This is a genomic window from Rhizobium sp. 05N49, from assembly GCF_056396805.1.
Genome location: NZ_JBFTME010000017.1, coordinates 86,689 through 99,727, shown reverse-complemented (window position 1 = coordinate 99,727; position 13,039 = coordinate 86,689). Strand labels below are relative to the sequence as shown.

General features: G+C 57.9%; 10 protein-coding genes. 6 read left to right on the top strand and 4 right to left on the bottom strand.

Going from position 1 to position 13,039, the window contains the following annotated elements; genetic code table 11:
• Positions 1 to 96 precede the first annotated feature (96 nt).
• Genes AC1DF8_RS27465 through AC1DF8_RS27455 form a run of 3 tightly spaced genes read left to right on the top strand, consistent with a single transcriptional unit; the run spans position 97 to position 4,317 of the window.
• Positions 97 to 837, top strand: a complete 741-nt coding sequence (locus AC1DF8_RS27465) for a response regulator (RefSeq protein ID WP_478155774.1) — start codon at positions 97 to 99, stop codon at positions 835 to 837.
• Between the two features lie 8 nt (positions 838 to 845).
• A complete protein-coding gene (locus AC1DF8_RS27460) occupies positions 846 to 1,856 on the top strand; it encodes a cytochrome-c peroxidase (protein WP_478155773.1) in 1,011 nt (336 codons plus the stop codon).
• Positions 1,828 to 4,317 (top strand): DAHL domain-containing protein, encoded by a 2,490-nt coding sequence (locus AC1DF8_RS27455; protein ID WP_478155772.1) that lies wholly within the window; start codon positions 1,828 to 1,830, stop codon positions 4,315 to 4,317. Before AC1DF8_RS27460 ends, AC1DF8_RS27455 begins: the two co-directional genes overlap by 29 nt.
• On the opposite strand, the gene AC1DF8_RS27450 is transcribed toward AC1DF8_RS27455, so the two are convergent.
• The 3 genes from AC1DF8_RS27450 to AC1DF8_RS27440 form a co-directional block, all read right to left on the bottom strand.
• Positions 4,299 to 5,126 (bottom strand): GNAT family N-acetyltransferase, encoded by an 828-nt coding sequence (locus AC1DF8_RS27450; protein WP_478155771.1) that lies wholly within the window; start codon positions 5,124 to 5,126, stop codon positions 4,299 to 4,301. The genes AC1DF8_RS27455 and AC1DF8_RS27450 overlap by 19 nt on opposite strands.
• A gap of 110 nt (positions 5,127 to 5,236) precedes the next feature.
• Complete coding sequence (locus AC1DF8_RS27445) at positions 5,237 to 6,028, bottom strand: response regulator (RefSeq protein WP_478155770.1); 792 nt, start codon at positions 6,026 to 6,028, stop codon at positions 5,237 to 5,239.
• 142 nt (positions 6,029 to 6,170) lie between these two features.
• Complete coding sequence (locus tag AC1DF8_RS27440) at positions 6,171 to 6,578, bottom strand: cupin domain-containing protein (protein ID WP_478155769.1); 408 nt, start codon at positions 6,576 to 6,578, stop codon at positions 6,171 to 6,173.
• 221 nt (positions 6,579 to 6,799) lie between these two features.
• On the opposite strand from AC1DF8_RS27440, the gene AC1DF8_RS27435 reads away from it, so the two are divergent.
• Positions 6,800 to 7,618 carry a winged helix-turn-helix domain-containing protein gene (locus AC1DF8_RS27435; protein WP_478155768.1) on the top strand — a complete coding sequence of 273 codons (819 nt, stop codon included), beginning with the start codon at positions 6,800 to 6,802 and terminating at the stop codon, positions 7,616 to 7,618.
• A gap of 274 nt (positions 7,619 to 7,892) precedes the next feature.
• Here the strand turns inward: AC1DF8_RS27435 and AC1DF8_RS27430 are convergent, their stop codons facing one another.
• Positions 7,893 to 8,624 carry a winged helix-turn-helix domain-containing protein gene (locus AC1DF8_RS27430; RefSeq protein WP_478155767.1) on the bottom strand — a complete coding sequence of 244 codons (732 nt, stop codon included), beginning with the start codon at positions 8,622 to 8,624 and terminating at the stop codon, positions 7,893 to 7,895.
• Positions 8,625 to 9,300: 676 nt separating this feature from the next.
• Here AC1DF8_RS27430 and AC1DF8_RS27425 point away from each other — a divergent pair.
• Positions 9,301 to 9,786 carry an MEKHLA domain-containing protein gene (locus AC1DF8_RS27425; protein WP_478155766.1) on the top strand — a complete coding sequence of 162 codons (486 nt, stop codon included), beginning with the start codon at positions 9,301 to 9,303 and terminating at the stop codon, positions 9,784 to 9,786.
• 316 nt (positions 9,787 to 10,102) lie between these two features.
• The gene (locus AC1DF8_RS27420; protein WP_478155765.1) at positions 10,103 to 12,964 is read left to right on the top strand and encodes an ATP-binding protein; all 2,862 of its coding nucleotides are present in this window, start codon (positions 10,103 to 10,105) and stop codon (positions 12,962 to 12,964) included.
• The last annotated feature ends 75 nt before the right edge of the window (positions 12,965 to 13,039 follow it).

Genomic DNA, 13,039 nt, shown 5'->3' with positions numbered 1-13,039 from the left:
AAATCGCACTGGCGGACGAGCATCGACGCTTCTTTGCCAGTGCTTCAGCGGGGGACAAAATCGCAGATGTCCCTCGAATGCCCCGAGCAAATTGTGATGAATGACATCAAAACCCCGCAGGCGGGAAGCGATCCTGGAAAGCACCTCTTAATCGTCGACGACGATCGCGACATGCGTGAGATGTTGGCCGACTGTCTGCGCAGGAATAGCTATCATACGAGCGTCGTCAGCGATGGCGCCCAAGCGAGGCGACTGGCCTTGCGCTGTACGATCGACCTTGCGGTCGTCGATCTCAATCTTGGCCGGGAGGATGGCCTGCACGTCGTGCGTGAACTTGCCGGCCAGGGCATCCCGGTCATCATCATCACGGGCAACCGCATCGATGAGGCTGACAAGGTCGTCGGCTTGGAGCTCGGTGCAGTCGACTATTTGACGAAACCATTTGGAATGCGCGAGTTTTTGGCCCGAGTGCGTTCGAAGCTCCGACGTCGCAAGGATCGGGGAGCCAACACCAGACGGGGCGCCTACGCTTTTGCTGACTTTCAGATGAATCTCGCCACGCGCCAGCTTCATCGGAATGGGATCGGAGAGATTCAACTTTCGGCCGGTGAATTCAATCTTTTGACCACCTTCCTTCGCTCGCCGAAACAGGCGCTTTCCCGCGAGTATCTGCTGAACGAGAGTCGGGTGAACGGAGAGGTCGTGATCGACCGAAGCATAGATGTCCTCGTATTGCGACTGCGCAGAAAGATCGAGCATTGCGGCTCGCGACCGGTGCTGATCAAGACAATCCGCAATGCTGGATATGTGTTCGATGCAGATGTGGCGGAGCAATGAGAGGTTCGTTGATTTCCGCCCGCCAACCTGAGATCCGCGCCATCCTTCGCACCTGTATCATCGTGATCGCGATCGTCGGATGTTTTCGACTGACCGCCGCCGAGGATCTTTATCGTCCCGATCGTGGTGAACCTGTCGAGCCGATTGAACCTGTAAAGGACCTCGACCCGAGCCGGGTCGCGCTCGGCGCCCTCTTGTTTGCCGACAGGCAACTGTCGTCGAAAAACATGCTCTCGTGCCTGTCGTGTCACGATCTGTCCCTGGGAGGGACCATACGCGCGAAACGGACTATCGGCTATAACGGGCGCATGCACCGGTTCAACGCGCCGTCGATATTCAACGTCGGGCGCAATTATCGTCTGGGATGGAGAGGCAACTTCACCTCCCTGGAGCAACAGAACGAAGCCGTATTGCTGGACCGGACCTTGATGGCGATCTCCTGGTCTGACCTTATTTTCCGCCTCAGGGCGAGCGCTCGCTACAGAGCGGCGTTCCAGAAGACCTACGGACGCTCGATCCGTCGCGAAGACGTATTGAATGCCTTGGCAACTTATGAACGCTCACTCGTAACGCCAGATGCGCCATTTGATCGCTATCTGCGCGGTGATCTCGAAGCCCTGTCGGAGGCCGCGGAACGCGGATACCGGCTGTTCAAGATGTATGGCTGTTCTTCATGTCACCAGGGTTCGAACGTCGGCGGCAATGTCTTCCAGAAGTTCGGGATCTTTGTCGAAAGCCTGGGTAACAGGGGTGTGAGCAACGGCGATCTTGGTCGATGGACGGTGACCCATAACGATAGCGATATCGGCGTTTTTCGCGTGCCAAGTCTGCGGAATGTTGAATTGACCGCCCCCTATTTTCACGATGGGAGGGTGGCGTCGCTTCAAGAGGCCGTCAGGTTGATGGGCCGCGTTCAGCTCGGCCAGGAGATACCTGAAAACGATGTGGAGGATCTCGTCGCCTTTCTGAATAGCTTGACTGGAACATTCAATGGAAAACCGCTCAAATCCAAAGACTGAATTCCTGCTGATCATTCTGTTCTTCGTTGGCGCTATTGTCGCAAGCGTTGTTGCGGTTGGACGTGGTCCGGATGGAAGAGCTCATCAGTCGGTCATGACAACATTCTGGCAGTTGCATGTCGATCAGGCTTCGCTGCAGCGCGACATGTTGCAGATCCGAGCCGGCCTTCTTGCGAATTACGATCCACTCGTCGGATCGGTCGTCAATCTTCATCGCGATGTCGAGACACTCGAGCGTCTTGTCGCTACGGCCAATCTGGATCTCGCAGGATCCCTCCGCGCGCAATTCAGCGAACTCCGGACCAATATCGATGCGGAAGAACGTTACGTTGAGGAATTCAAGACGCGTAATGCACTTCTGGTGAACTCCAGCAGGATTTTCGTTCATTTGATGGCGCCCGCGCCGGCGGCCGGATCGACGATCGACGAGCCAGGTCGAGTTGGTCTGGACGGGTTGGCCAGTCTCATGATGCGCTTCACGGAAGAACCGAAAGCGGACCGTGCAGCATCCCTGAAACTGAAATTCGTCGCCCTTCTACGCGCCGATGATGACCGATCCCACGCCTTGTCTCGCCACGGCCAGATGATATTGATGGCGCGGCCGCTGGTGGATGCCTCCTTGGCCGGCGTTCAAAAATCGTCTGTTCCACAGCTGATACAGCGGATCGAGCAGACATACGTCGATGCCTATGTCCGCGCCGATCGTTTTGCCAATCTGGCCAAGATAGTCTTAGCGTTGATCGCGTTCACATTGTGCGGTCTCGTTGCTGTGTTGCTTGCGCGACTGCGTGGACGTTCCCAGCGACTGGCTGAGCAGCTTGCCTTTGAAACAGCCGCCGGCTTCGCCAGAGTGGGGCTGGCCAACGCCGAACCAGATGCTTTCGATGAAGCCTTGCGGGCTGCACTTGCGACGTTTTCAGCTTTTTTCAAGGCGCGGGTTGCGTTGCAGATCATGGACCGGGACGAGGACGGGTCCGGAGAGATTTACACTCACGGCGAGGACGGTTGCAATGCGGGAGTGGCTGCCTGGCAAGACAACATCCAGTTTCTGCGGCAGGCAGGCAGTGACGACACGGGTTCGCCTGGCTTTCTCGTGGTCGACGAGGGCGTCGCCGGACATGGGCAGATTGTGATTACGGCCGCCATGCCAGGCGATATGGCGATGATAGCCGGATGTATCCTGACTTACCCGCACGCCGCCCCAAGGCTCACAAAACGTCTCAAGGCACAGATGCATACGGCAATGGACGTTATGACCGATGCCATTCGATTGAACTGGATGCGACGTGACCGGACCGTGCTCGAGCAGCGTCTCGAGCACGCAAAGCGGCTGGAGGCGATCGGGACTCTTGCCGGGGGCATCGCTCATGAATTCAACAATTATATCGGTGCGCTTCTCGGCTACGGGGAAATGCTTCGCCAGTCGATGCGACGGCGATCCAGGTCATATGCCTACGCGGCCGAAATCGTCGGCATCTGTCATCGTGCAATGGTTACGGTCGAGCAGATCCTCAGCTTCAGTCGCAGGCGCGATCGCGACCGTCGGCCCTTCGATCTGCGCCAGCAGGTCGAAGATGTAATCGGCAATCTGCGAGTATCGCTGTCGGCGCATTTTGACCTCGACCTATGCGTGCAGGGCGACCGCTTCGTGATCCGCGGTCATCCTGTCGAGGTAAAGCAGATCGTGACGAACCTCTGCAGGAATGCCTTCGAGGCAATGCCCCCGGACCGTCGATGTGCCGTGAAACTGGAACGGTATGATACGTGCGTCGCGGAATCACTTTCTCACGGCGAGCTTGCGCCAGGGTCCTATGCAAGTCTGTCCGTTCAAGATAGGGGGCCGGGCATTCCATCCAATCTTTTGACCCATCTGTTTGAACCGTTTTTCACAACGAAGGGACATCTTGGCGGAACCGGCCTCGGCCTCTCGGTGGTGCACGGAAGCGCAGCAGCCTTGTCGGCACCGATCAATGTCAAGAGCTCGGCGGGTCACGGTACTCGTTTCAATGTCTTTTTTCCGCTCGTGGACGATTCCCCCGTGCCGCTAGATGCGTTCTTCCCGGAATCCGTGATCCCGCTCGGACATGGCGAACTCATTGCGATCGTCTATGCCGATGAGGAGCGCCGAACAGAGCTCGAAGATTGTATCGCGTCGTTCGGATATGAGCCGATTGGCTTTAGCGGCATCGCGGAGGCTCTAGATCGGTTTCGTGAGCTGGACCCGCCACAGCTTCTCCTGGTCGACCACGCATCTGGCCCATCCGAGGAGAGTGGCTGCATCAGCGCCTCCCTTGCCAATGTGCCCGTCATGTTCATCGGCGATGACAATGCCGATCACACGACAGGCGTCGATCTTGTCCTTTGGCCATTGGATCCACGTCGCTTGATGAGAACTATCCGGAAGAAGCTTGGCGAGATGTCGGTTGACGGCACTGTGCCGTCTCAAATGGATCGCTTGTAATTGGAGCGATGATAGGCTTCCGTGAAGCCGTTGCGAAGATAGTTTTCACGAGACGTGTGTTTCTCGTAGGCATGCTCGGGCCGGCCGGTTTCCGCAGTCAGATAGCGCGCCCCCCGGCTACGCGCGAGGCGGGCGCGCGCTTTGATCAACATCGACTGAACGCCCTGACGCCGCGCGTGATCGAGAGTTCCGTCGATGCCGAACCAACCCCACTGGCCTTTCACGAAGAGCGCGCCTGAACCAACGGGTTCGCCGTTCATGAGAACGACCAGGACGGTCCAGCCCGGTCGTCCAACGAGTGCCGAAAACCAGTCTCTCGTCTCTTGTGGCAAGCCGAACGCGTTGACGACCAGATCGCCATAGACGCTTGCTTCGGGGTTTGTGATGATCTCAAACCGCTCGTCGTCCGCCTCCGCGCCGTCCTCATTCGAAGAGATGGTCCTGACAAGTTTTGACCAACCGTTTCCGGACGGCGAAAATCCCCTCTCGACGGCCCAGTTTTGAAGATCGCGCACCATCTCGTCTGCTGCTATCTGAAGCGCAAACTCCGGGGATGCATGGCAATTGAGCCATCGAAACGCCTCGTCGAGATCTGTCACTGCGCTGTCATCGAGCATGAAGGCTCGGTTGAACTCGGATATCGGTATTTCCGGTCCGGCGAGAGCCGGTACATTTCCAAAGAGGGCTGCCTGCAGTCCGAAACGCTTGCTCGTTTCGATCGGGGCCGCTGCGTAGAGGTCTATCCAGGCGTCCCTTTCGACCTCTTCTATCGTCGATGGCAGGATATTGAGCGAAAGTGCTACGTTCATCTTTTTCCTTCCTTCCGGTGTGTGCGTATTTCAGTGGACGGCGGACAGGACCGGCGGCAAATCATGTGCCTATGGCGTCAGGCCTGTGGCTTGTTGCAGAGCTGATGCGATCAACATTCTTGTCCCGGAAAGCCTATCTCAACAGAACGGTCGGCCTCCGTTGCCGTTAAGAGCAGGTGCGGCTCCGCGCGCACTTCAATCTGCTGGACGGATGGGACGAAGACATATCCAATGCCGCGCTCGGTCTCGATCATCGATCGTTGCGGCGAACCATGTTCAAGCTTTCGGCGCAGGCGGTTCACGACGACATCGATGCTTCGGCAATCCAATTCGCCGCAATCGTGATCTCGCGACCGCAGCAACTGTTCTCTGGATAGGACGGTCTGCGGTGAGCGGACGAGCGCCGCCAAGACACGAAATTCATTTGGACTGAGTTCGATGGGATTTCCGTTCGGGTCGCGCAGGCTGAGTTGGCGCATGTTCAGCGACCATCCCGCGAAACGGAATGTTTGTTCCGGTACTCTTTCGACCGGCACCACTGACGGCCGTAGGCAAACTCTGATTCGGGCGATGATTTCCTGAAGCCCGAACGGCTTCTCGAGATAGTCGTCGGCGCCGAATTCGAGCCCGATTGCCTTGTCGACATCATCGATCCGCTCGCCCGTGATGATGATAACCGGAATTGTTTCCCGGTGTGCGATCCTTTTTACGATGTCCAGTCCGTCCTCGCCGTCGAGATTGAGATCCACAATGAGGAGATCAATGGATGACCGGCTCATGAGCAGATCGAGTTCGGCTTCATTCGCGCACGCGTGCGGCTGAAACCCGGCCTCCGCAAGACACTCCGAGAGCGTCTCGCGGATAACGCGATCATCATCGACGATGGCTACGTGTCTTTGCATGTCGAGACTGACCAGCTTGGCGGGGAAACATTCCTGCCTGACGTTAACAAACTGTACGGGCAGGGTCGGAACGCTCTGTTCGGGCGGTGTGCCACATATAGGAACGCATCTGGTGGAGCGCCAGCAGGTGCGAAAGGCGGCGCTACGGTTTCACCTCGGTCGTTTGGGCTCCGGCTGGAGCCTGATCGATCACCAGCAGTTTAAGAGGTTCCGTGCCGCTGTTTGCACCGCTGTGCCATTTCGAGACAGACTCGATGATGAAGTCTCCCGAATGAAACTCCTGTGTCTTGCCTGTATCGAGATTGTTGACGCTCAAGTTTCCGGAAAGCACATAGCCATATCGCGGAAACGCATGACGATGGACCGGCAGAGAAGCACCCGGCTGGATGGTGAACACCGATGCGGAAACCTCAACAGGCCCTTGTGGCAGTGCAATGGGCTGGTCGGCGATCGTCGTCGATGAATGGATGATTTGATCGACAGTCGCCGGCGTGCCGGCCAATGCACTCGTGGTCAAACCTAAAACTGTAGCTGCAACTGGAATGCGCATATTTGGCTCCCGCCTCGTGTCCGTGATGGGACGCGATGTGACAGGCCAACATGTCTGTGACATGCGACGTTTCGATTGTCGGGTTTCACTCGCAACCGAAGGAAGAGTATTTCCGGGCAAGCGTTATTGGCAATTCCGTCAAGCGCGGCGCCTTCGCAGGGAGGAGGTCTTCTGTCGTGCGGGCAATAGGGGCGACCGGGCAGCTTGAAAAAGGGAACCCGGTGTCGTACCAGACGGTACACTACACTCGCATGGGTAGATACAAGGTTATCGACGCTATGGCTCCAGACGCCAATCCATCTCCGTCCATCCCGGTGCCATCGCCGAACAAGAGCCTGAAAACCAAACGAAGCATACTGCTTGTCTCGGCTGACGGGGCCGGTCCGGCGCAGATCTGTGATCTGCTGTCGCAGCACGGCTTCGGCGTCGCCGTTACATCCAACATCGCCGAAGTCGATTGTCTGCTGGAAGCCTCCTCCGTTGATCTGGTCCTCGTCGACCTCAACCTCGGCGCCGAGGTCGGCCTGCATCTGGTTACGCGCTTGGCTCTCGATTTTCCTGTCGTCGTGATCGGCGACGAGCAGGTCAGGGAGGCCGACAAGGTGCGCGGGCTGGAATGCGGCGCTGACGACTACATAGTGAAACCCTTCGGCAAACGGGAGTTTGTTGCGCGCCTCCGCGTGTGTCTGCGCCCCGTAAAGAACGCCGAGAGATCGGCTCGAATGCGCACATTTTCGTTTGCAGACTGGTCCTTGAATACGAAATCGCGCATCCTGCGCCATGTTTCCGGCGAGGAAACGAAGCTGAGCGCTGCTGAATTCAACGTTCTCCTGACCTTTCTCGATCATCCGCAGACCATTCTCTCGCGCGAGGAAATCATTGCCAAGACGAGACTCAACGACGGCGAAGTCGTAGACCGGAGCATCGATGTCCTCATCCTTCGACTGAGACGGAAGATAGAATGTGGATCCCACGGTGGAGCGATGATCCAGACCGTCCGTGGAAAAGGCTACGTTTTTGCGGCGCCGGTTCAGGCTTGAAGGATACCGTCGTCCGGTCGCTCGGTTCCGAAACGAAACGGATCAGTTCAGTCGGGCGACCGATGGCAATGCCATTTCCCACCCCGACGCAGTTGCCGCCGCTCTGGAGCAGGCAATGCGCATCTTTTCGGCGATGGGAAAGGGACGCACGAGCTAAGATGTGACGCGATCGGCCAATAGTTAGAGAAAGCCTCTATCGGTGATCCGTTGAGCCACGGCAGGCGGCTGTCCGCTATAACCAGGGCCGCGTTTCGTATGGCATCCTCCAAGGCCATCACAGGAATGCACGCAGGTCATCCTCGGCGAAAACAGCGTCAACCGAGGTGTCGAGCATGTAGCCGAATCCCCGGATCGTTCTGATCAGGCGCGTGCTTGCTCCCTGTCCGACCAATCGGTCGCGGAGCCGCGAAACAAGGCTGTCAATGCTGCGGTCGTTGACGTCGAGCTTCTCCCTGTTGACGACGTCGAGCAGTTCCTCCCGACTTATGCAGGCATGGTTGTTTATGAGGAAATGACGAAGAAGACTGCATTCCTTCTTCGGTAACCTGGTCAGCGACGTCGACGTAAACAGCTCGCGCGTCTCGCAATTCAGGGCAAACCGGTCGAAGCGGTAATTGTGTGAACGCCCGCGAGAACGTGTGATGGAAACCCTACGCGCCCGTGCACGGAGGCGTGCAAGTAGTTCTCTCAACTCGAAGGGCGGGGAGATGCAGTCGGCGGCGCCGGATTCAAACAGGTGCAATTCCTCGATCTCGGTGAACGGCCGTTCGCCGATCACCACGATAGGACACGTCAAGGATTTTTGGGTCTCCGACAGGTATTCGGCCGATTTCGAAACATTGCTGCCCGCCGAAAGTATCACGGCGTCGGCGGCCTGGTAGAGGGCCAAGCTGGAATTGAATGCAAATGGCTGCGACACGCACAGATCCACCAGATGTCGTTCAAAAAAACGAGCCATGCTTGCGGCGTGGTCAGAATCAGATTCTTCGAGAATAACTTGGCGCATTTTTCCTTCCGTAGGTCCGCTCGTGAACGGACCGGGGGACGACGGGATTTACATTGTCCGGATTGATCGTGGCGCCCGCCAAGAGCTGGCAAGCTCAGAAAAAGATCGACCGAAAGGTGGCCGCGCGCGGACCGAATTTCCTGAGGTGATCCACCTACGGAAAAGCGGGCTCGACGGTCCCGTTGTCCTGCGGAATCCTGTATTAAATAAAATCACAACCGCAAACAACAAGAAAGCGAGCCTTGTCTGAACCTCGGTCAAGGGTGCTTCTCGGCCTTTCCCGGTCAACGAAGGAAACTGGCTACGGGCCACGAAACCTGTTGCGTCGACCTTCTTGATCCGAGAGGGAAGGAAGGTCGTGTCTTACAGACATCGAAATCTCGCACAATCCAATGTCCCGCATCAGGTGATTGTCGAAGACGGGTAGCGACCTTTGTCGTCTCCATACGCCGTAATGTGCCGTTGCCCTGCATATAAATAGACTGAATTTCCAGATGGAATGCATGTTTCCTCCTTGGACCCGCAGAAGGATCCTGAAGGACGCATGCCAGTCTATGACGGCATGGAACGTTGACCGCGTTACAGTCGTAACAAACTGCGCCGGGTTTAGAAATCTGTCTGCGAAGCAGTCCCCTATCGACCGCTCGGGAGGCTCAAACAAGCGGTAGGAAGGACAATGACCCTGAACGATGCGTTGAATCCGAATGATCCTGATTTTTTCGATCTCCTTGTCGGAAGCTTCAGACGGCTGGTCGGGAAAAGGCTGGTCGAAAAGGAGCGCGGGCCTGAATGGCTTTATGGCGATGCCCCTTTCGTGATCATCGCGCAAAGACATCAACCCGATCCGATTTTCATTTATGCCAATGCGACAGCTCAGCGCCTCTTCGGCTACAACTGGCGTGAGTTTACGAGCCTGAAAGCGCAAACGCCCGGAGAATCCGAGACCCGTCAAGAACAGCAGGCACTGCTCGACGCGCTGACACGCGACGGCTATGTGGCCGATTACCGGGGGCAGCAGACAACTCGCTGCGGGAGCCGGTTTCGGATGGAGGACGGGATCGTATGGCAGCTACGGGACAGGCACGGACACCATCATGGCCAAGCGGCGATGTTCACGAAATGGACCGAGGCCCTGCCCATCGGTCGAGGCGAGCGAACCTGAAACCGACTGCTTCCGCTCCGACATGACCTCGCCAACGAACCCTAGAAATGAAGCATCTGATATCATCGGTCGCTGCCCATCTGCGGCGTCATGCTTAGCGCTGGCCGTTGTTTGTCCAAGCGCACCTCCCGCGCGGCGCGGTTGTCGAGCCTTCTCCGGGACGGGTAGATCGTCTTCTTCGCGTTGATGGTATAAGGAGAGGAGAGCATGATATCGAACTGCCTGGGATGCGTTTTCAGGCTGCTTGGGGACCAGCGGACAGGGTGGTGGCGCAGGACCGGTCCCGGTGAGCTGCGACTGAAGATGGTTGAGAGACATGGACGCATCTGACTGCCCGCGGGCAACTGTCTATTGTTTCGGGGAGTACCGTTTCATTCCCGATCGGCAGTTGTTGCTGCACGGCGACGTTCCAGTTCGTGTCGGGGCTCGTGCGCTTGAGCTTCTGCATGCGTTTGTACAGCGCCCGGGGGATGTTCTCAGCAAGGAGGAACTAATCCGTTTAGTCTGGCCGAGCATTTTCGTCCATGACAATAACCTCAAGGTGAATATCGCGGGTTTGCGCCGCGCACTCGCCCGCGACAGAAGCAGGAACGATTTTATCGCAACCATCCCCGGCCGCGGCTACCGCTTCGTCGCGCCGCTTCGTGTTCTTGCGCCGGGGGAGGAAACAACGCTCCCGGACGCTGTGAGGAGCATGACGGGCGAATTGCCGCCGGTACCGACATTGATCGGACGCGACGACGATGTCGCCGAACTGGCCGACGCGCTCGGTGACGCGGGGTTGCTGACGATCGTCGGCCCTGCCGGTGTTGGAAAGACCAGCGTCGCAATCGCTCTTGCACGCCACGTGGCCGAGCGGTTGATACGAGATGTTTGCTTCGTTGACCTCGCCGCGATCGAAGCGCCGCAATTCGTCGTGCCGGCGATCGCGCTTGCGCTCGGGCTTAACGCCAATTTTGTCAACAGTGCCGCCGGGCTCGCCGACATGCTCCGCGACAGGAGGCTGATACTGGTGCTGGACAATTGCGAACATCTGTTGAGCGAGGTCGCAAGCGTTGCAGATTACCTGTCTCATTTGCTTCCGGGATTGGCAATTCTTGCGACCAGTCGTGAGCCATTGCGATGCCGGCTGGAGACAGTTCGCAGGCTCTCGCCGCTTCAATGCCCTCCCGAGGGCGACATCGGTGCGGATGCCGTGATCACGTTCCCGGCCGTTGAGCTCCTCGTTCGCAGAGCGCAGGAACACGGATATCAAATTGACCGTGACGACGCATGCTCGCTTGCTGCCATCTGCCGTCGGCTGGACGGCATCGCGCTGGCCATCGAACTGGCTGCGCCGCAGGTTTCTGCGCGCGGCGCGATGACATTGCGCGATTTGCTCGGTCATAGTTTCGAACCACTCGTATCGCGTGACGGCGGCATACCCGTACGCCACACAACACTTATGGCGACACTGGACTGGAGCTACCGGTTGTTGTCGGAGAACGAAGCGCGCCTGCTGCGTCACCTGTCGGTGCCGAGTGGCGTTTTCACTCTGGATGATGCGATCGGCATATTCGCAAACCTCGCAAAGGCGGAGGATATTGCGTCATGGCTGGACAATCTTGCCGCCAAATCACTCATCTCGTCAAGCTATCAGGCGGGCGGCCGCCGCTACCGACTGCTCGATAGCACACGAAGCTTCGCATCGGAGCGCGCTGTTGCCCACGACGAGCAAGGGCCGGCCATGGCAGCCTACGCGCGCTTCCTTCTTGGACTCTTCCAACAGGCTGAATCCGAGTGGAACTGGTTGACCCGCGAAGACTGGATGGGGCGATACGGATATCGGGTAACAGACCTTCGGCGGGCGATCGACTGGGCCTTCGAAGATGCAAACAACCTTGCACTCGGCGTCCAGTTGACCACCGCTGGCATCCCGCTCTGGGGCGAGCTTTCTTCGGTCTCGGAAATCCGCACACGTGTGACGAAGGCACTGGACGCTGTCGAGAACTGGCCTGATTGTCCCCCAATAGTGAAGATGAAGCTCGTGGCAGCGCATGCGCAGAATTTGAACTATCATGATCATGATGGTGCGGATGCTGACAGGACCTGGCGGCAAGCGCGCCGGCTCGCCGACGAACTTGGTGTGGTCGAGTACAGGCTGAGAACCACAATCAGCTGGATCGGCGCAAGGACGTTCGAAGGACGCCATCGCGAGGTCTTGCCGAAAATCGCCGAACTTCGAACCATTGTCGATGCCGAAGGCGAGAATACGGCCACCCCGGACCTCACCCGGCTGGAGCTCATCAACCGGTTTTACTGCGGCGAAATCGTCGCTGCAGCTGAGGGCCTCAGAGCACTTGCACGCGAACACGCGACAATTGCCCACCGGTCGCGAACGTCGCGTTTCCAGCTCGATCGTTTCGTTGGAATCCGCTCTTATCTTGCTCCCATGCTTTGGGTCAAAGGCGAGCAATTTCAAGCGATCACGCTCGCGCGCGAAGGTGTTGCGGCAGCAGCAACAATCAATCACATCGTCTCCCATATGCATATATTGGGAATGGGCGCGATTTCAGTCGCGCTCTGGTGCGGCCATTTCGATCGGGCGCAGGAATACGTGCGCACGCTGCAGGCACAGATGGCCGTTTGCCAGATCGACATATGGACACATGTCGCGCGCTTCTATCAAGCGACGATCGACGCTTCCCGTGGCGATGCGAGCGCAATCGACCGCATGCTGGAGACCATTCGGGAGCTCAGATACCGCAACTTCAAGATACATTTCCCGATGCATATTGTAACTCTTGTCGAGTCGGCACTGTCATGTGGTCGGCTCGATATCGCACAGGCGGTTGTTCCCGATGTCGAGGATCTCCTCCGGCGAGCCGAGGCCTGGTGCGCACCGGAGCTTTTGCGCACGTTGGGTCTCGTCCGGTGGAAGCAAGGTAGCGTTCAGGCTGCAATCACTTTGTTGGAGAGGGCGACCGAAGCGGCTGAACAGAGCGGAGCCATGAGCTTTCAGCTGCGCGCGGCGGTCAGCCGTTGTCAGCTCGCCCGCCAGACGGGCCGCGACGACTGCGCGTCCACATATCTGGCTTCCATCTATGAACGGTTTGATAGACGTGCCGAGTCGACCGATCTGCTGGCCGCGCGTCAGTTGCTTATGCCTCGTGATGGTGCTGCAAGCGTCCCCATCTAGGCTGTCGGTCCTGCGACACGTTGACAGCGCCGGTGCAGGGTCGGATAGTTCAAAGTATTTTCTCCAGGACGCCGC